This window comes from Modestobacter sp. VKM Ac-2984 (assembly GCF_026967985.1).
Classification (GTDB): domain Bacteria; phylum Actinomycetota; class Actinomycetes; order Mycobacteriales; family Geodermatophilaceae; genus Modestobacter.
This window is the reverse complement of the sequence record NZ_JAPVBJ010000001.1, coordinates 447,958-466,350: the sequence shown is the minus strand read 5'-3', so window position 1 is coordinate 466,350 and position 18,393 is coordinate 447,958. Positions and strand designations below refer to the sequence as shown.

Genomic DNA, 18,393 nt, shown 5'->3' with positions numbered 1-18,393 from the left:
GCGGTAGGCATGGCCTGGGTAGTCGGGCTTGGCGTCGCGTTCTTGATCGCGTGCCTTCTGGTAGCGCTCGTCGGGATGGTGGACGCTGAACCTTGGCCCGCCTTTTGGGCCGCCGTTGTCGCAGTCGCTGTACGCATCGTTCTCGTGGAGAACGGATTCGTCTTCGGCACCGGCCCGATCCGCTTCCTCGACCTCACCGTCGCCTCAGTGGTACTGCTGTACGCGGCCAGCCTGCGTGCCCTCTTCGCCGCGAAAGCCAGCGCCGAACAAGGCGTTGCGCTGATGGCGGGGGCCCTCGCGCTTCCGGTGGCGGCATACACGCTGCTTCAACTCGTATTTCCTGCTGGAACAGCTCCGGCTGGAGGGCCCCCATGCGATGGGAGTCCGGTAGCTGGAGCCGAATTCTTGGCGCAGACAGGACCCAACGGCCTCAACGGACGGGCCGGGCCAGGCACTACGTTCGCTCCAGAGGGGCGGTATGGAGCGTCCTGCGTAGTCGGTGCCGACGCATACTGCATCGGGGATGGGGTCAACGATCTCAGCGTTCCGCTCCCCGACGTCCGATGGCTTCGCCTGCACAACTCCGACATCTACGTATCAGCTGGGTCCGTGTTTCCGCTGAGTGCCGACAGCGAACTAGGGACCGGGCCTGCAGAAGACTGTCCCTTGGGTCTAGCGGACCCGTCTCTGGAAGGTGAGGTGTCGGCGACAGCCGTCGACGCAGAGACCGTGGAACTCAGTGCTCGTCCCGTCAATTCGACTCTTGTCGGATTTGGTCTCTTTTATGAACGACCGGGCAAAGAACCACTTATTCAGGCCCTTGACATCACGCCATACCTCACCGACGACGAGGGCAACGTTCGGTTTCCAGTCCGGCTGCAGACTCTACGAGACAACGAACCCGAAGCCCTTTTCGTTGACGTTGCTGTGGTGCCCTGCTTGGCCCCCATTATCCCGAGCCATGAAGGCGAACAGCTGCTCCGCATCGACTTGCAGACGGGACAAGCCTCGCCGCTGGAGTCCTCCGAGCGCGCAGACCACCTCACTCGCATGCGGCATGCCGCCTGCCGCACCGACCCTTCGAGCCTCAACGACAAAATCCTTGAGGTCGCTGGCGCTTAACCGTCCGGCCGACCTCTTTGGGCGTGATGCACAGGTTCAGAGTTCATCTGGTTGATCCGTTACGACCAGCACCTCAGCCGGCGGCCGCGTTGCCGACGTGGTTGCAGTTGCGGTTGCAGTTGACGGCGTTCGCGCCCGTGCGCCGATGTCCACCGTCGTCCGAATCCCCACGTCAGACGGCTTACGGAACTGTGGCGAATCGCCATGAACGCGATCAAGATGGCCTGGCAGTGTGGGGGTCAGGGGTTCGAGTCCCCCCAGCTCCACCCCGTTGAGCAGGCCGTTCTCCATTTGGAGGACGGCCTGATTGGTCTCTGGTTGCAGTTGGAGCGACTACGCCAGGCGTCAGCAGGGCGCCCATCCGGTCGGCGGCCTCCCTCGCGGGGGCTGGCATGACGTGGCTGAAGATGTCCATCGTCGTGCGCATCTGGTTGTGGCCCAGCAGCTTCATGACCACCCGCGGGTGCACGTTCTCGCTGAGCAGCAGCGTCGCCGCGGTGTGCCGGCCGTCGTGCAGCCGCACGCGACGGGTGCCGGCCGTTGGACTGGGCGAAGACCAGGTCTTCGTCGTGCCACTCGGAGCTGGCCAGCATTCGCTCGCCGAGCTGGGCGGCCTTCTGCGCGTGCAGTGCGGCCACCAAGGGCAGCGGCAGGGCGAGCGTGCGCTGGCTCCGGCGGGTCTTCGGCTCTCGTAGATGAGCCCACCACCACGGACGCGGTGGATGCTCCGCCGCACGGTGAGGGTGTCGGTGAGCAGGTCGATGTCCTTCCACTGCAGCGCCAACGCCTCGGACTGTCGGAGCCCGAGCGACGGTCCACCGGGCCGATTTGCGCAGCGGGGCCTGCTCGAGCACGGCACCGGCGCCCGGCGGCATCGGCCCTCGAACGGGCGTTCGGCCATGGCGCACCCCACTGGGTGGCGAGTCATGACCGGCCGTGCCGACCGGCGACGGCCTGTATTCATCGTCGCGTGACCCTCGTGGCGACGAAGGCGTTGCCGTAACGGCACCTTGGAGCGGGAGAAGGCCGTGCGTCGCGGCGCGTGGCGGCCAAAGTAGTTGGCGGCTGGCGTTGTGGCCGCGCCCGAGCGGTCCACTCTCACGGTGCTCGGGCCACAGGATTCGCCGACGAGCGCGGGCAGGGTGTGTTTCGACTAATGAGCTCGCCGCAGGGTGGCTGGCAGGGCCGGCTGTACGTCTGCCAGAGTCGGCGGGTGGGCTACGACACCTCGCTGTCTGTGGGAGACAGCATCCTGCTGATGTGGCGCAAGCACGCCAGCCACCTTCCACGTCTCCTATTTCGCCATGATCAAGTAGTCATCGAGGACCTACCCATCGTCGTGGACGACGAGGGGGTGGAGACCGGTGGCATCACTGTGCAGTATCGGACCACCGCCGCCGATGCTTTGGCCACTCTCGAAGAGGCCGGAGTCGGCTGGAACGCCACCGTTGCCGCGTATGCGGACACGCGGGTTCACGGGACGAGCGTGGGTATGCTGTGGGCTCAGCAACACTTCTCGAAAGCCGATGCGGCAACGCAGGAACGGATGATTGAGGAGTTCAAGCGATTGCCCCCCGAGGTCGACTTAGACGCACTTGGCGCGACGCTTGCCAGCTTATGGGCAGATTCGGAAGCTGAAGACCTCCCCCTCTTTGAGGAGATCAGCTACGACGGTCAGATCGAGAGTCCAACGATGACGTCGATGCCAATCTACGACCGAGCGGCAAACCTCGACGGAGTCAACCCATTCGCCGCTGTGCGGGCGACGGAGTCCTGGTCAGTCCTTTACCGCGAAGCGCCTTTGCTCGCCTGGCCAATGCTGGTTTGTGTGCTTCTTCGCCACCTCGAGCCATCCGTAAATGTCGTGCTTGACCTAACCGACGACGCCGCAGAATACGACTACGGTTCATCCGTGGCGGATGCTGCGGAGTATGCCACTGACTACTGGACATGGACGACTGAGGCGCTTGCGTCTTCGGCACGTACTATGTCACGACTCTTTAGTGTGCTGGCATCCTTCGACAGTAAACTTGCTCCTGAATTCTGGTTCGCTAGAGCCGCCGGTCTTTACGGGCAATTGAAGGATCTCGCGTCCGTGAAGGAGTCCACCACAACCAAGGCGCGTGGTGACGCTCTTGAGCTACTCGTAGACGCCCTCTTGCGTACCGAAGAGCCGCAGTTGCAGGTCATCGAACGCAACTTTCGAACCCGCGAGGAGGAGATCGACGTCCTCTTGTCGAACGGGCTCGCCGACCCATTCTGGATCGCACAAAGCAGCCCCTTGATATTGATTGAATGCAAAAACAAGGACGAAAAGGCGTCCGTTGTCGACTTGCGCGTCTTCGAATCGAAGATTGATGACCGAGGTGCCGTATGTAAGATCGGCATCTTCGTCTCAATGTCCGGGTTCGCGAAGACGTTCCTCGACCGATTGAAGACCTTTCAGGGTGAAAAAGGGATAATCTTCGCGCTCTCTGGCGATGACCTCAAGCAACTGATTGATACCAAGACGCGGATAACTGATTGGCTTCGCGGGCCAGGCCTGCTTCGTGCCATGGGCAAGTCGTGAAGGGCCGTTTAGGGCTACGTCCGTGTCCGCCTCCGTTGAACCCCTCTACCTCGAGCGCGGCCGCCCCCGTAGCTGCCTTCGGCACGTGGCGAGCCGGGGAAGGGTGAGCTGGAGGCGTATCCCTGGGGGCCCGAAGGGCCCTTCTATCAACGCGAAGCAGGTTTAGCGCAGGGGCGTTCCGTCTGGGCGGTGCGATTAATCGGCCCGGTCAGGCATCGCTTACTCATCGAAAACGCGCTAAGACAGGCTCATGCTGCCAACGTAGATCAACGACAAACCTGCTGGTTAGCGCACTGCTCCATCGACTACCAGCGTTGATCAACTAGGTCAAGATCAAATCGCAGGGTTATAGGTTCAAGTCCTATCGGGGGAGCAAGCCAAGCCCTGACCAGCATTCTTCGCTGGTCGGGGCTTTCTTGTCTCCTCCGCACGGCAGTTCGGGGCACTCGTCACCGGTGACCGGAGGTGCGCTGTGGGCCGTCCACCGCTGCCGCTGGGCGGTGACTCACGGCGGGCTCTCCGTCTCGGAGGCACTTAGGCTCGCGGCATGGCGTCCAACCGCAAGCCACTGGACGACCTCCGCGAGACCGTCGGTCGCCTGAGCGATCAACTTCCGCGGCCCGGTCTGCGGGGCGTGGACGACCTGGTGAGTGACCTCTTCGGCGGCCGCCCGGGGCCAGCTCGGCCGCTGTCCGTGGTGCAGGCGGAGCTCGATGGGCTGGTCGGCCTGGTGGCGGTGAAGGAGCAGGTGCGGGCGCTCGTCGCCTTCCTCCAGGTGCAGGCGCGCCGCAAGGCGCACGGGCTGCCCGAGGCGGCGACGTCCCAGCACCTCGTGTTCCTCGGGAACCCGGGCACGGGCAAGACCACGGTGGCGCGGCTCCTGGCCGAGATGTACCGGGCGGTCGGACTGCTGCAGAAGGGCCACCTGGTGGAGGTCGATCGGGCCGCTCTGGTCGGGCAGTACGTCGGTGCGACCGCGATCAAGACCGACCGCGTGATCCGCCGGGCGCTCGACGGCGTCCTGTTCATCGACGAGGCGTACTCGCTGTCCCCGGAGGGCGACGGCCGGCTGGACTTCGGGCCGGAGGCGATCGAGGTCCTGCTCAAGCGCATGGAGGACCACCGCCACCGCCTGGTGGTGATCGTGGCCGGCTATCCCCGGCTGATGGAGCAGTTCCTGCTCTCGAACCCCGGCCTCCGCTCACGGTTCGCCCGCGAGATCGAGTTCCCCGACTACTCGACGGACGAGCTCGAAGCGATCTTCACCAACGTCCTGGCTCAGCACGAGTACGTGCTCGAGGCTGGCGCCGAGGTGACGCTCCGCCGCACCCTCGGCGGCCTCACCTCGGATCAGGAGTCCGGTAACGCGCCCTTCGCTCGCACGCTGTTCGAGCAGGCCCTCAACCGCCAGGCGCTGCGGCTGACGAGCAAGGACGGCCGCAGTGTGGATGCGCTTGACCGTGCCGACGTGTCGACGCTCACCGCGAGCGACATCGCCGAGGCTGCGCACACGCTGGGCGAGTAGCCGACGCACGGGGCCGGAGCGCATCGGTGTCGATGCCCCGCGCGGGGCCCCAGCGGCAGCCGGCGTCAGGCTGGTGACCGTGATCGACGAGCACGGCCCTGCTGCCGTCCACCAGGCAGATCACTTCGTCCGGGTCCGCGGTGCACGCGAGCACAACCTGCGCAACGTCGACGTCGAGGTGCCCCGGGACGCGATGGTCGTCTTCACCGGCGTCTCCGGCTCCGGGAAGTCGTCGCTGGCCTTCGGCACGATCTACGCGGAGGCGCAGCGCCGGTACTTCGAGTCCGTCGCCCCGTACGCCCGCCGGCTCATCCAGCAGGTCGGAGCTCCGGCCGTCGACGAGATCAGCGGGCTGCCGCCCGCCGTGGCGCTGCAGCAGAGCCGGGGCGCGCCCAGCAGCCGCTCCACCGTCGGCACCGTGACGACGCTGTCCAACTCGCTGCGCATGCTGTTCTCCCGCGCCGGCACGTACCCGCCCGGGACGACGGAGCGGCTGGACTCCGACGCCTTCTCGCCGAACACCTCCGTAGGGGCCTGCCGGGAGTGCTCCGGCCTCGGCCGGGTCCACCTGGTCACCGAGGCCTCCCTCGTGCCCGACCCGTCGCTGAGCATCCGGGACGGCGCGATCGCCTCCTGGCCCGGCGCCTGGCACGGCAAGAACCTGCGCGACATCCTGGTCGAGCTCGGCCACGACATCGACCGGCCGTGGCGGGACCTGCCGCAGGCCGAGCGCGACTGGATCCTCTTCACCGACGAGCAGCCCGAGGTCACCGTGCACCCGGTCCGCGGGGTGGGCCAGGTGCAGCGGAACTACCAGGGCAGGTACACCGGTGCGCGGGCCCTGGTGCTGCACACCCTGGCGAACTCCAAGAGCCCCACCTTGCGCCAGCGGGTGCTGCGCTACGTCCGCACCTCGCCCTGCCCCGTGTGCGGCGGCAGCCGGCTCCGTCCCGAGTCGCTGGCCGTCACCTTCGCCGGCAAGAGCATCGCCGAGCTGGCCGGGCTGCCGCTGACCGTGCTGGTCGAGACGTTCCGGGCGGCCGCGCAGGCTCCCGGCACCACCGCCGCGTGGGCCGCGGCGGATTCGGGGGAGACCACCGACGTCGCGGTGCGCATCGCCGCCGACCTCGTCGCCCGGATCGAGGTGCTCACCCGGCTGGGCCTGGGCTACCTCAGCCTGGACCGGACCACGCCGACGCTCTCCCCGGGCGAACTGCAGCGGCTGCGGATCGCCACCCAACTGCGGTCCGGGCTGTTCGGCGTGGTCTACGTGCTGGACGAGCCGTCGGCGGGGCTGCACCCGGCCGACGCCGAGCCGCTGCTGGAGGTGCTCGACCAGCTCACCGCGGCCGGCAACTCGTTGTTCGTGATCGAGCACGACATGGCGCTGGCCCGCCTGGCGGACTGGATCGTCGACGTCGGCCCGCACGCCGGGGAGCGGGGCGGCCGGGTGCTGTACAGCGGTCCGGTCGCCGACCTGGCCGAGGTCGAGGAGTCGGTGACCCGGCGCTTCCTCTTCGATCGGACACCCGTGCCGAGCCGGCCGCGGCGGCAGCCCTCCGGGCAGCTGCGGCTGCGCGGCATCGACCGGCACAACCTGCGCGACGTGGACGCCGACGTCCCGCTGGGCGTCTTCACCGCGGTCACTGGCGTCTCCGGCTCGGGCAAGTCGACCCTGGTCAGCCAGGTGCTCACCGACGTCGTCGCTCGGCAGGTCGGCTCACCTGCGGCGGCCGACGCTGACGACTCTGCCGCCGACTCCGACGACGATGTCCAGGACACCGAGGGGGCGGCGATGCAGGCCGAGGGGCTGGACGCCGTCGACCGCCTGGTGCGGGTCGATCAGAAGCCCATCGGGCGCACGCCGCGGTCGAACCTGGCCACCTACACCGGGCTCTTCGACGCGGTGCGCAAGCTGTTCGCGGGCACCGACGAGGCGCGGGCGCGCGGCTACAGCGCCGGGCGGTTCTCCTTCAACGTGGCCGAGGGGCGCTGCCCGACCTGCCAGGGCGAGGGGTTCGTCACCGTCGAGCTGCTGTTCCTGCCCAGCACCTACTCGCCCTGCCCGACGTGCGCCGGTGCGCGGTACGACCCGGAGACCCTGCAGGTGACCCACCGCGGCAAGAACATCGCCGAGGTGCTCGACCTGACCGTCGAGGCGGCGGCGGACTTCCTCGCCGATCTGCCCTCGGTGGCCACCAGCCTGCGGGTGCTGCAGGAGGTGGGCCTGGGCTACCTGCGCCTCGGCCAGCCGGCGACGGAGCTGTCAGGTGGTGAGGCGCAGCGGGTGAAGCTGGCCAGCGAACTGCAACGGGCCCGCCGCGGGCACACCCTCTACGTCCTGGACGAGCCGACCACCGGGCTGCACCCCGCCGACGTGGAGCTGCTGGTGCGCCACCTGCACCAGCTCGTCGACGCCGGCAACACCGTGGTGGTGGTCGAGCACGACATGGACGTCGTCGCGGGCGCCGACTGGGTCATCGACCTGGGCCCCGGGGCGGGCGACCAGGGCGGTCGCATCGTGGCCGTCGGCCCTCCCGAGCGGGTCGCCGCCGCCGCGGAGAGCCGGACGGCCCGCTTCCTGGCCCCCCGGCTGCCGGGGTCCTGACCCCCGCCGTCCGCTCCTCGTCGCGCGGGCCACGACCGTCATGGCGACTCGCGGGTGAAGTGCTCCTGCTCAGGTCGGAGAACCGGGCCGGGGCCATCCCTCGTGCCGCGCCAGGACGACGCGCGAGCGCCACCGACCCCTTGTGACCCGTGGCACAGTTCCCGCCAGATCGCTGCGTCGTCCCACGATGTTGCGGTCGGCTGCCGTCCGCATCCGAGAGAGGAACTCGATGACCCTGTCAGCACCGCAGGCCTCGACCCCGTCAGAGCCCACCGTCACCACCGACGTCCTGGTGGTCGGTTCCGGCCCGGCCGGGGCGTCGGCAGCGCTGCTCCTCGCCACCTACGGGACGTCGACGCTGCTGGTCACCAAGTACAACCGGCTGTCCGACACCCCCCGAGCGCACATCACCAACCAGCGCACGATGGAGGTGATGCGGGACATGGGCCTGGAGGAGCGGCTCATGCAGGAGGCGACGCCCTGGGAGTCCATGGGCAACACGACCTTCTGCACCAGTCTCGCGGGGGAGGAGCTCGGCCGGATCCCCTCCTGGGGCACCGACACGGTGCGGCACGCCGACTACGAGCTGCAGAGCCCGACCTCGATGCTGGACGCGCCGCAGACGATCACCGAGCCGATCCTGGTCCAGGCGGCGCAGGAGCGCGGGGCGCGGGTCCGATTCGACACCAGCTACGTCTCCCACGTCCAGGACGACGACGGCGTCACCACGACGCTGCAGGACCGGCTGACCGGCGCGCAGTTCACCGTCCGGTCCAAGTACCTGATCGGGGCGGACGGCGCGCGCAGCCAGGTGGCCGCGGACCTCGACCTGCCCTTCGAGGGCCCGGGCGCGGTCGGCGGCGCCCTGAGCATCGTCTTCGAGGCCGACCTCTCCCGGTTCGTGGCCCACCGGCCCTCGGTCCTCTACTGGATGCTGCAGCCGGGGGCGGAGCGCGAGGGCGTCGGGCTGGGCGTGCTCCGCATGATCAAGCCCTGGAACGAGTGGATGCTCATGTGGGGCTACGAGGTCGCCGGCGGCCCGCCCGACCTCAGCGACGAGGTCGTCCGCGAGCTCGCCGTCGCACTCGTCGGCAGCGACGACTTCGAGATGCGGGTGAAGTCCCGTTCCCCGTGGACGGTGAACCACCACTTCGCCACCACGATCGCCCGCGGGCGGGTCTTCTGCGCCGGCGACGCGATCCACCGGCACCCGCCGACCAACGGCCTGGGCTCGAACACGTCCATCCAGGACTCCTACAACCTGGCGTGGAAGCTGGCCCACGTGGTGGCCGGGACGGCGGACCCCTCGCTGCTGGACAGCTACGACGCAGAGCGGGCACCCATCGCCCGGCAGGTCGTCGAGCGGGCCAACCAGAGCATCGCGGACACCGGGCGGATCCTCAGCGCGCTCGACCTGGAGCACACCGAGGCAGCGGCCCTGGAGCGCCAGCTCGCGCTGTGGAAGGCGCCGGGCCCGGAGGGGGAGAAGATCCGGACGGCGCTCCGGGAGGCGATCGCCTACAAGGCGCACGAGTTCGACGCCCACGGGGTCGAGCACAACCAGCGCTACGCCAGTGCGGCGGTCGTCGGCGACGGGACGCCGATGCCGGAGTACCGCCGTGACCCGGTGCTCTACGCCCAGCCGACCACCTGGCCCGGCGCCAAGCTCCCGCACACCTGGGTGACGCGGGACGGGCACCGGACCTCCACCCTCGACCTGGTCGGCCGGGGACGGTTCAGCGTGGTGACCGGCATCGGCGGGGAGGTGTGGCTGGCGGCGGCCCGGAGCCTCGGCGAGGAGCTCGGCCTGTCGATCACGACCGTGTCGATCGGGCCGGGTCAGCCCGTCGAGGACCCGTACGGCACCTGGGCCGACCTGCGGGAGATCGAGGACGGCGGCGTCCTGCTCGTCCGGCCGGACGGGTACGTGGCCGCGCGGCAGTTGTCCGCACCGGCGTCGCAGCAGGAGGCCTCCGACTGGCTGGCGGGCGCCCTGCGCGCCGTCCTCGGGCGGCACGCGAGCTGATCGGCACGGTCCCGCCCGTCCGCAGGGCAGCGAGCCTGCGGACGGGCGGGTCTGTGACCTGCCCTCAGCTCACGGGGCGCGGGACGCCGGCCCACCCGACGGTCACGGCACGAGCTCCCGCCGACCACGCCCAGACCTCGACGACCGGTCGGGAGCGAGCCAGCGGGCGAGCCCCCGGTCCGTCGCCGCAGCGGCCAGTGCGGCCGCCACCAGGGCGGCGGCCCACAGCGCCGGTGCGAGCCACGACTGGCTGGTCAGCTCGGCGGGCAGCCCGGCAACAGCGTGCAGCGCCAGTGCGGGCAACCCGGCGGCACCCACGGCCAGCACCCCCAGCGCGAGCACCGCGGCCAGCCAGCGGTCCGCCGGTGCCCGACCGGCTGCCCGGCCGGCGAGCATCCGCCGGCCGGCCCAGCCGCCGGCGACCAGGCCGATCACCCCGCTCACGACCAGGATGTCGGCACCGGCAGTGACCGCGGCGCCGCCTCGGCCGCCGGCCGCCCGGACGGCGAGCGCCGGCGCAACCAACGCCCCCGTCACCAGTGCGGCGTACCCGGCGGAGAGCGCGCGGCCCCAGGTCATCGGCCCTCCCGGGCCCGCAGCTGGAACCGGTCCAGCAGCCGACCGTCGGCGCGGACGGCCCGCCCGGTCAGCCGGTCGCCGGCGACGTCGACGTGCAGGTACTGCAGGGCGGAGGCAGCGGCCGCGGTGGTGGCACTGCGCCCCACCGGTGTGGTCTTGCACCCGCCGCCGCTGACCACGTGGGTGACCCCGTGCACCGGGCGGCTGCGCTCGTAGTGGTGGTCGTGGCCGGTGAGCACCAGGTCGACCGCCCGGCGGGCGAGGATCGGCTCGACCGCCTCCTGCGCTCCCGGCGTGGACCCGTGGGAGCCGGAGGAGTAGATCGGGTGGTGCATGCAGACGACCTTCCACTGGTTGGTCGAACTGGCCAGGGCGTCGTCGAGCCACTCCAGCTGCACGGTCGAGTCCTCGCCGAACAGCCCGGGGGCACTGGAGTCCAGGTAGAAGAAGTCGACCGGGCCGTGGCTGGTCGTGTAGTTGCGGGCCGGGGTGCCCAGCAGGCGCAGTTCGGCGTCGATCTCGGCCAGGCTGGCGTCGCTGTGGTGCAGGGCGCCGTCGTGGTTGCCGATGGCCAGTTCGAACCGGACCCCCGCGTCGATGAGCGGGCGCATCGGACGGGTGAAGACGTCGTCGAAACGGTCCTCGACGGAGCCGTAGTAGCAGAGGTCCCCGAGGTGGGTGACCAGGCCGTACGGCGCGTCCTGGTAGCCGCGGGCCATGCGCTCGGCCACCGCCATCGCCTGCCGGCCGCCGCTGCCGGTGTCACCGACCGCCGCGAAGGTCAGGTGGTCCGGGCTCTGGGTCCAGGCGGACGCGGGGAGCGTGAGCCGGGCCATGTCACCCGGGACCAGGTCCTCACGCCCGAGCGTCCCCCACAGCGAGCCGCTCAACCCCCCGCCGGCGAGCGACCCGGCGACTCCCAGGCCTGCGGCGAGCAACTGTCTGCGGCTGAGCTGGGGCACGAGGCGGTCTACCTCCAGGAGTCCGGGTGCGCGTTGCTGAGGACAACGCCCGGTCCTCGCCGCGGTGTTCCAGTTGCCGCGGGCCGCGCGCTGCCGGGCGTGTCACCGGTCGGGCGCATCCACCCCGTCGGCGGATGTGACGGTCTGCAGGTGCAGGACGTCGACCAGCAGGTGCTGGACCCGCGCGTCGGACAGGCAGCCGCGCAGCTCTCGCACGTCGAACTCGTCCAGCCCCGGCCGCAGGCGGAAGGCGAAGACGCCCGGCTCCACGGCCCGGAAGGACTCGGCCACCACGTCGGCGTTCACCAGCAGGCGGCAGGTGCTCACCAGGCCACGGGTCATCTCCTCCCGGACGGCGTCCGGGTCGTCCTCCTGCTTGACCTCCGCGGCGACGACGACGTCGGTGAACGACCCCTCTGGCGTCTCGAGCTCCACGGTCATCAACTCCGCGCGCAGCAGCAGCACCCCGACGCCCACCACCGCCGCGAGAGCCAGCCAGGCCAGCGGCCGTCTCACCGCGGCCCGCCCGCAGCCGGGGGACCCAGCAGCAACCGCACCGCCGGGTCACTGGTCGTGGCGGGAGCAGCTAGCGCCTCGGCGCGGGAGGGCACCAGCGGCTCACCGGGGAAGGCGATGTCGCGCAGCGAGGCGGCGAGCTCCTCCTCCACGCCGGCCCGGGCGGAGGCGCCGGCCAGCCGCTCGACCAGCCAGGCGATCCCGGAGACGAGCACCCCGCCCCCGAGCAGGACGGGGATGAAGATGTGCGTCCGGTCCAGGTCCTCGGGCCGCAGCCACCGGAAGGGCGGCGACTCCACCGGCGCGGCCCGCAGCCGCTGCAGCGGCTCGGGGACCCGGCCCGCGGGCTGGCGCCGGGTGCCCTCCAGTTGGCCGAGTCGGCGCAGCACGAGCGCGGCGCTGAGCCCCACCAGGAGGGCGAGGAAGAGGATGCCGACCAGCTGGGCGCGGTGCCACTCCCACCGGTACACGTAGACCAGCACGTAGCCGCCCGAGGCCAGCAACGTGACGACGGCGAGGAGCCAGCTCAGCTTCTTCACGGTGCCTCCTGCTTCGTGACCTCACCGGTGGCGCCGTCGACCCGGACCACGGTGCCGGGCGGGAACTCCTCCAGCGCGTCGGGCAGCCCCACGACGGTGGGCACCCCCGACTCGCGGGCCAGGATCGCCAGGTGCGCCAGGACGCTCCCCGTCTCGGCGACCAGGCCGGCCAGCCGGGGGAGCAGGGGCGCGAGGCCGGGGTCCAGCGTCCGGACCACGAGCACCGCGCCCTCCGGTGGGTCCTCGCCCTGGTGCACCGGGCCGGTGCCGGTGCCGCCACCCGCGCCGGTCGCGCCGGCGCCGCCGGCCACCGGCACCGGGCGGCCCGTGTCGCTCATCCGGAACCGCGCCGGCAGCGGCTCGCCGGGGACGACCGGGCGGGGGGTGAGCTCCGTCCCCTCGTCGTCCGCCGCAGCGGTGAGCTCGGCCAGCCGCACGCCGCGGACGTCCTCCGGTCGGGGCAGCCGCCCGGCGGCGGCGAGCCGCTCGCCGAGCACCCAGGCGGCCCGGGCGCCTGCCTCCTGGAGCCAGCGGGCGCGCAGCCGGAGCGCCTCCCGCAGCACGCCGGGCTCGCCGTCGTCGCCCGGTGGGGCTCCCTCGGGGGCCTGCACGCCGGGGGGGAGCGTGGGCGAGGCGGCCACCTGCGGGGCCGCCAGCGCGAGCACCACCGGGTGCTCGGCGACGATGTCCGGATCGGCGAGCCCGGCCCGGCGGGCGTTCGCCAGCACCCGGAGCGCCGTGGTCGCCCCGGTGGTCCGCGGCGCCCGAGGGTCCACGAGCAGCCCCACCAGGAGCTCGTGGGCGTGCACCGAGACCAGGGCCGGGCGCAGTCGGTACAGCAGCGCCACCAGTTGCCGGTCGTCGAGGTCGGGCAGCGCCGGGACCTCGACCAGGGCGGCGTCCGCGGCGTCCACCACGTCCCGCGCCAGCGCCGGCAGGGCCGAACGCAGCCGACCCACCCGCCAGGAGGCGTGCAGCCGCCGCAGCCGGGGCCGGGGGTCCAGCCGCTCCCGCAGGCCCGGGGACCCGCTGCGCGGCTCGAGCAGGTCCAGGTCGACGGCCACCCGGCCCGCCAGCACCGGCACCAGGGGCGAGGCGTCCACCGCGGCGGCGGTGGCCGTGCCGGCCAGGACCAGCGCACGGCCCAGCGCCTCGCGCAGCGGGTCGACCCACAGGTCGACCTCGAGGGGCTGCAGCGGCTCGGGGAAGGTCTCGGCGACCGGGCCGGGCCCCAGCACCGGCCCGGTCGGTCGGCCCCGGGACTCGGCGGTGACCGGCCGACTCTGCAGCAGTCGCAGCCGGCCGTCGTCCCCCAACCCCCACTCGACGTCCTGCGGGCCGCCGAAGAGCGCGGCCGCGCGAGCCGCCAGCCGCGCCAGCTCCCGCAGCTGCCGGCGCCGCAGTCGTGCGCCGCCGGATCCGACGGTGAACGAGATGCGTCGTCCCTCGGGGTCGAGCTCGTACCGGCTGCCCGCCACCTCTCCGCTGACCAACCGGTCCGGGCCGCCCGTCACGGCGGCCACGACGATCCGGTCCTCCCGCCCCGACACCGGGTCGATGCCGAAGAGCACCCCACCGGACGCCGCCGACAACAGCGGCTGTACCAGCACGGCCAGCGGCTCCCGCCCGGTGAGCGCATCCGAGCCGGCCGCCGCTCGCTCCCGGGAGGCGATGACCAGGTCCACGGCGTCGCGGAAAGCCTCCGCGCCGCGCACCCCGACGACCGACTCGAACCGGCCGGCCATCGAGGACTCGCCGAGGTCCTCGACGGTGGAGCTGCTGCGGACCACGAGGGAGCGGGTGCCGTCTGCGGAGACGTCGCGCCAGGCGTCCTGCAGCGTGGACGGCCACGGCTGGCCGCCGGCCAGGTGCTCGACCGCCGTGGTGGTCAGCACGAAGCCCGGGAGCACGGGCAGCCCGGCCCGAGCGGCCACCGCGAGCGCCGCGGCCTTGGCGCCGGTGAGCGCCGGGTCGCCGGCCCGCGGGTCGTCCAGCCGCAGGACCAGGGGCGGTCCCGGGGTGCCGGACTCGCCGGATCGGGGGGTGGAACGGGTCGGGTGCACGACGATCGGGTGCCCGACCTGCAGCGGAGGTAAGCATGTCGGCCGCCGGACGTCGATGCGGCAGTCCTCCCTGGTGAGGCCGCGGTCCGCGACTACAGGTGGTCGATGGGCGTCGTCACGGCCCCGAGGGGCACCCGCGCCTGACCCGGACGTGCGCCGAACAGTGGTCCGCGCACCAGCTCCACTGCTCGCGGCGTGAGGTGCACCCCGGCGATCATGCAGCGCACCGATCCGCCCGCCAGCTCGACCGTCGGCACGGCCACCGGCAGCAGCTGGGTGGTCGCCTCGATCCGCCGGCGCTGCTCGGGGGTGAGGCTGGCGGCGGCCCGGGCGGACAGCGCCAGCGCCGGCCCGTCGCGGCCGGTCAGCTCGATGGCGTTGCCGGCGAACTCGCGGACCTGGTGCTCGGAGAGCTCGATGACGTCCCGCCCCGTCGCGGTCAGCCGGTCGACCACCCGAGCTCGGTCGACGGGCGTGCTGATCATCCCGAGGCCGACGAGCGCCACCGCGCTGCCGACCGACATGAGCACGTTGGTGTGGTAGACCGCCCGGCCCTCGGCGTCGGCCGTGTCGAACAGCAGCGCCTCGTAGCCGAACGTCGCGCAGAACCGCGCCAGTGCCCGGGGGTGTGCCCGGTGGGAACGGGAGACGTAGGCGACCCGCTCCCGGTGGTCGAGCACCATGGCGCCGGTCGACTCGAGGAACAGCCCGTCCCGCTCCATGTCGGAGAAGTCCACGACCTGCGTCACGCGGTACCGGTCCTCGAGCAGCTGGAGGACGTCGGCGCGTCGTTCGCTGCGCCGGTTGACGGCGAACATCGGGTAGAGGGCCACCCGCCCGTCGGGGTGGGTCGACAGCCAGTTGTTCGGGAAGACGCTGTCCGGGCGGTCGGGCGCGTGGTCGTCGAAGAGGTGCACGACCACCCCCGCCGCCTCCAGCGTCTCGGCGAGCCGGGTCACCTCGTCCCGCGCCCGGGCGGCGACACCGGCGGCGTCCGGTCCGGCGGGCAGTGACTGGAAGGCGTTGTCGACCCGGGTCAGCTCGTTGGGCCGGAAGTGGTGCGGCCGGATGAGCACGACGGCACCCGGTGCCTGTGCCGGCACCGCCATCAGGCTCCGACCGGGACGACGACGGCGATCTGGGCGGCGGAGAGCCGGCGGATCGTGGTGCGGACGTCGACGAGCGCAGTCATCCGAGCCTTCCTGTCAGCGGTACCTCAAGGCTAGGAACGGACGATGTGCACACGCAACGAACGATCAGTGCGATCCTGTGTGCTCGGATGCGCAGGATCGACGCTGAGATTGGGCTTTCTGCATGGTTGCGCTGACCGAGCTCGATCGTCGGCTGCTCGCCGTCCTGCGCGAGGACGGCCGCGCGCCCGTCGCCGAGATCGCCCGCCGGCTCGGGATCACCCGGGCCACGGTGACCAGCCGGATGGAGCGCCTGGTGGCCGAAGGCGTCATCGTCGGGTTCACCGTGCGGGTGCGGGAGGACGCGGTCGCCGGTGAGGTCCGGGCGGTGACGCTGATCGAGGTGGAGGGCCGCTCGACGGACGCGGTGATCCGTCGGCTGCGGGGCTTCACCGAGATCGACGCGCTGCACTCCACCAACGGGGGCTGGGACCTCGTCGCGGAGGTCCGCACCCGTGACCTGATGGAGTTCGACCGGCTCCTCGGCCGCATCCGGTCGATCGACGGCGTCCTCAACAGCGAGACCAGCCTGCTGCTGTCCTCCGTGCTGCGCTGACCTCGGCCAGCAGCATCACTCCTCGGTCAGCCAGACGGCGGTGTTCGGCGGCAGGGCGATGCTGCCGGCCGAGGCGTGCACCCGGGTGGTGGAGGCGAGCAGCACCTGACCGCGGGAGCGGACCAGCACCGTGGTCGAGCCCATGTTCACCACGCAGCGCACCGTTTCCTCGTCCCCGACACAGCGGACGGTGAGGACGTCGCCGCGGGTGCTCACCGTCGCCTCGCCGGAGCCCAGTGCCGGGTGGGCCGCACGGAGGGCGAGCGCCCGCCGGTAGAGGGTCAGCATCGAGCCGCCGTCCCGGGTCTGGCCGGAGACCGCGTAGCCGTTCCACTCCGCCGGGATCGGCAGCCACGGCTGGGCCGCGCCGTCGGGGGAGAAGCCGACGCCGGCGGAGTCGTTCCACGGCATCGGGACTCGGCAGCCGTCGCGGCCGGGGCGCTCGCCGCCGCTGCGGAAGAAGATCGGGTCGGTCTTCGCCTCGTCGGGTACCACGGCCTGGGGCAGCCCCAGCTCGTCGCCCGCGTACAGGTACGCCGACCCGGGCAGCGCCAGCATCAGCAGCGCGGCGGCCCGGGCCCGGGCGGTGCCCAGGGCGCCGCCGCCGAAGCGGCTGACCTGCCGGTCCTTGTCGTGGTTCCCCAGCACCCAGGAGACCGGGGCGCCCACCTGGCCGAACGCGTCGAGCGCGGTCTGCACGCCGTCGGCGAAGGCGGCGGTGTCCCACGGGGACTTGAGCAGCCGGAAGGAGAAGGACTGGTGCATCTCGTCGGGCCGGGAGTACAGCGCGACCTCCTCCAGGTCGGCCAGGCAGACCTCGCCGACCAGCATGGTGTCGGGGTACTCGTCGCAGACCGACCGCCACTGGCGCCACACGTCGTGCACCTCGGGCTGGTTCCAGGTCATCGCCTGCTCAGGTCCGTGCCCGAACAGGGTGGGGGAGTAGGCGCCCGGGTTGTCCCGCAGCTCGGCGTCCTTGAACAGGCCGTAGGCGACGTCGACCCGGAACCCGCTGACCCCGCGGTCGAGCCAGAACCGGAGCGTCTTCTCGAAGTCGGCGGCCACCGCCGGGTCCCGCCAGTTCAGGTCCGGCTGCTCGGGGGCGAACAGGTGCAGGTACCAGCGACCGTCCGGGGTCCGCGACCAGGCGGGGCCGCCGAACAGCGAGCGCCAGTTGTTCGGCGGCTCCTCCGACGGCGGGGCGAAGTGGTACCGGGAGGCCTCGGGGGAGTCGGGGTCGGCGAGCGCGGCGGAGAACCACGGGTGCTGGTCGGAGGTGTGGTTCGGGACGACGTCGAGCACGACGCGCAGCCCGAGCTGCCGGGCGTCGGCGACCAGGGCCTCCAGGTCGGCGACGTCGCCGTAGTCGGGGTCGACCGCCCGGTAGTCACAGATGTCGTAGCCGCCGTCGGCCCCGCCGGAGGGGTAGTGCGGGTTGATCCACAGCGCGTCGACGCCGAGCCAGGACAGGTAGGGCAGCCGGGAGCGCAGGCCGGCCAGGTCGCCGATCCCGTCGCCGTTGCCGTCGGCGAAGGACCGCAGGTAGACCTGGTAGACCACGGCCGACCGCCACCAGGGCGAGGGGGACCGCTGGGCCGCGACCTGCTGCTCGGTCGAGGTCCGCATCGTTGCGAGCCGACGTGACATGTCCTCAACATCGGCACCTGACCGGGCAAACTGTGTGGCGCTCGTCACGAACGAGCAGCACAGTCTCTGGCGGATCTCGCCAAGCCGGCGCGCCGGGACCGGACGTCGCGCCGGTCAGCGGCCGGGAGAGATCAGTCCGACGGGGGGAGCAGGCGCGGGGCGAAGACCTCGTCGATCGGCCGCGGGCCGATGTACTGGCGGCAGCTGCAGGCGACCCAGGTGTGCCCGGCCCACTTGCCGCGCTTGGTGTAGGCGTCCCGGGCGATCTCGGAGTGGCAGGTGCCCTGCTCGGGGTCGTGCTGGCTCAGCGGGTGGCCGCAGGCGCACACGGCCTGGGGCACCGGCGGGCCACTCGGACGGCGACGTCCCAGCCGGCCGGCCGCGAAACCGACGGCGATCAGCAGCGCACCCACGCCCAGGCTCACCGGGTCCACCGGGACACCCCCTCCAGTCGCCGTCGACGGTAGCGCGGGAGCCGCGGTGACGGGACA

General features: G+C 71.6%; 16 protein-coding genes. 7 read left to right on the top strand and 9 right to left on the bottom strand.

Features of this window, described 5'->3' with window-relative positions:
* The first annotated feature begins 9 nt into the window (after window positions 1–9).
* Window positions 10–1,122, top strand: coding sequence for a hypothetical protein (locus O2W16_RS02215; RefSeq protein ID WP_269157164.1), 1,113 nt, complete (start codon window positions 10–12; stop codon window positions 1,120–1,122).
* Between the two features lie 214 nt (window positions 1,123–1,336).
* Here the strand turns inward: O2W16_RS02215 and O2W16_RS21630 are convergent, their stop codons facing one another.
* Entirely contained in the window at window positions 1,337–1,645 is a 309-nt protein-coding gene (locus O2W16_RS21630; RefSeq protein WP_442928892.1) for a tyrosine-type recombinase/integrase, read from the bottom strand.
* Between O2W16_RS21630 and O2W16_RS02210 the strand changes: the two genes are divergently transcribed.
* The 5 genes from O2W16_RS02210 (at window position 1,530) to O2W16_RS02190 (ending at window position 9,850) form a co-directional block, all read left to right on the top strand.
* Window positions 1,530–1,817 (top strand): hypothetical protein, encoded by a 288-nt coding sequence (locus O2W16_RS02210; RefSeq protein ID WP_269157163.1) that lies wholly within the window; start codon window positions 1,530–1,532, stop codon window positions 1,815–1,817. The two genes, O2W16_RS21630 and O2W16_RS02210, sit on opposite strands and share 116 nt — an antisense overlap.
* 518 nt (window positions 1,818–2,335) lie before the next feature.
* Window positions 2,336–3,691 (top strand): restriction endonuclease, encoded by a 1,356-nt coding sequence (locus O2W16_RS02205; RefSeq protein ID WP_269157162.1) that lies wholly within the window; start codon window positions 2,336–2,338, stop codon window positions 3,689–3,691.
* A gap of 547 nt (window positions 3,692–4,238) precedes the next feature.
* Window positions 4,239–5,216 carry an AAA family ATPase gene (locus O2W16_RS02200; protein WP_269157161.1) on the top strand — a complete coding sequence of 326 codons (978 nt, stop codon included), beginning with the start codon at window positions 4,239–4,241 and terminating at the stop codon, window positions 5,214–5,216.
* A gap of 79 nt (window positions 5,217–5,295) precedes the next feature.
* Window positions 5,296–7,824: an excinuclease ABC subunit UvrA gene (locus O2W16_RS02195; RefSeq protein ID WP_269157160.1), complete on the top strand. Its 2,529-nt coding sequence runs from the start codon at window positions 5,296–5,298 to the stop codon at window positions 7,822–7,824.
* A 229-nt stretch (window positions 7,825–8,053) separates the two neighbouring features.
* The gene (locus O2W16_RS02190) at window positions 8,054–9,850 is read left to right on the top strand and encodes an FAD-dependent oxidoreductase (protein ID WP_269157159.1); all 1,797 of its coding nucleotides are present in this window, start codon (window positions 8,054–8,056) and stop codon (window positions 9,848–9,850) included.
* Between the two features lie 102 nt (window positions 9,851–9,952).
* On the opposite strand, the gene O2W16_RS02185 is transcribed toward O2W16_RS02190, so the two are convergent.
* The 6 genes from O2W16_RS02185 to ctlX all read right to left on the bottom strand — a co-directional run bounded on the left by O2W16_RS02185 (window position 9,953) and on the right by ctlX (window position 15,612).
* Window positions 9,953–10,429 carry a hypothetical protein gene (locus O2W16_RS02185; RefSeq protein WP_269157158.1) on the bottom strand — a complete coding sequence of 159 codons (477 nt, stop codon included), beginning with the start codon at window positions 10,427–10,429 and terminating at the stop codon, window positions 9,953–9,955.
* Window positions 10,426–11,391, bottom strand: a complete 966-nt coding sequence (locus O2W16_RS02180) for a metallophosphoesterase family protein (protein ID WP_269157157.1) — start codon at window positions 11,389–11,391, stop codon at window positions 10,426–10,428. Before O2W16_RS02180 ends, O2W16_RS02185 begins: the two co-directional genes overlap by 4 nt.
* Before the next feature lie 102 nt (window positions 11,392–11,493).
* Window positions 11,494–11,907: a hypothetical protein gene (locus tag O2W16_RS02175; RefSeq protein ID WP_269157156.1), complete on the bottom strand. Its 414-nt coding sequence runs from the start codon at window positions 11,905–11,907 to the stop codon at window positions 11,494–11,496.
* On the bottom strand, window positions 11,904–12,446 hold the full coding sequence (locus O2W16_RS02170; protein WP_269157155.1) for a hypothetical protein: 543 nt from the start codon (window positions 12,444–12,446) through the stop codon (window positions 11,904–11,906). Before O2W16_RS02170 ends, O2W16_RS02175 begins: the two co-directional genes overlap by 4 nt.
* Window positions 12,443–14,509 carry a PEP/pyruvate-binding domain-containing protein gene (locus O2W16_RS02165; protein WP_269157154.1) on the bottom strand — a complete coding sequence of 689 codons (2,067 nt, stop codon included), beginning with the start codon at window positions 14,507–14,509 and terminating at the stop codon, window positions 12,443–12,445. Before O2W16_RS02165 ends, O2W16_RS02170 begins: the two co-directional genes overlap by 4 nt.
* 92 nt (window positions 14,510–14,601) lie before the next feature.
* Window positions 14,602–15,612 (bottom strand): citrulline utilization hydrolase CtlX, encoded by a 1,011-nt coding sequence (ctlX, locus tag O2W16_RS02160; RefSeq protein ID WP_269157153.1) that lies wholly within the window; start codon window positions 15,610–15,612, stop codon window positions 14,602–14,604.
* Between the two features lie 211 nt (window positions 15,613–15,823).
* Between ctlX and O2W16_RS02155 the strand changes: the two genes are divergently transcribed.
* Complete coding sequence (locus tag O2W16_RS02155) at window positions 15,824–16,255, top strand: Lrp/AsnC family transcriptional regulator (RefSeq protein WP_269157152.1); 432 nt, start codon at window positions 15,824–15,826, stop codon at window positions 16,253–16,255.
* Between the two features lie 15 nt (window positions 16,256–16,270).
* Here O2W16_RS02155 and O2W16_RS02150 read toward each other — a convergent pair whose 3' ends face one another.
* Both O2W16_RS02150 and O2W16_RS02145 read right to left on the bottom strand, forming a co-directional pair.
* Window positions 16,271–17,881, bottom strand: coding sequence for a glycoside hydrolase family 13 protein (locus O2W16_RS02150; protein WP_269157151.1), 1,611 nt, complete (start codon window positions 17,879–17,881; stop codon window positions 16,271–16,273).
* 152 nt (window positions 17,882–18,033) lie between these two features.
* Window positions 18,034–18,336, bottom strand: a complete 303-nt coding sequence (locus O2W16_RS02145; RefSeq protein ID WP_269157150.1) for a hypothetical protein — start codon at window positions 18,334–18,336, stop codon at window positions 18,034–18,036.
* Between the last annotated feature and the right edge of the window lie 57 nt (window positions 18,337–18,393).

Bases quoted from the DNA above. Each gene is read 5' to 3' on its own strand.
- O2W16_RS02200 (WP_269157161.1), top strand. From the start codon at position 4,239: ATGGCGTCCAACCGCAAGCCACTGGACGACCTCCGCGAGACCGTCGGT.
- O2W16_RS02150 (WP_269157151.1), bottom strand. From the start codon at position 17,881: ATGCGGACCTCGACCGAGCAGCAGGTCGCGGCCCAGCGGTCCCCCTCG.
- O2W16_RS02215 (WP_269157164.1), top strand. From the start codon at position 10: ATGGCCTGGGTAGTCGGGCTTGGCGTCGCGTTCTTGATCGCGTGCCTT.
- O2W16_RS02190 (WP_269157159.1), top strand. From the start codon at position 8,054: ATGACCCTGTCAGCACCGCAGGCCTCGACCCCGTCAGAGCCCACCGTC.
- O2W16_RS02185 (WP_269157158.1), bottom strand. From the start codon at position 10,429: ATGACCTGGGGCCGCGCGCTCTCCGCCGGGTACGCCGCACTGGTGACG.
- O2W16_RS02210 (WP_269157163.1), top strand. From the start codon at position 1,530: ATGTCCATCGTCGTGCGCATCTGGTTGTGGCCCAGCAGCTTCATGACC.
- O2W16_RS02155 (WP_269157152.1), top strand. From the start codon at position 15,824: ATGGTTGCGCTGACCGAGCTCGATCGTCGGCTGCTCGCCGTCCTGCGC.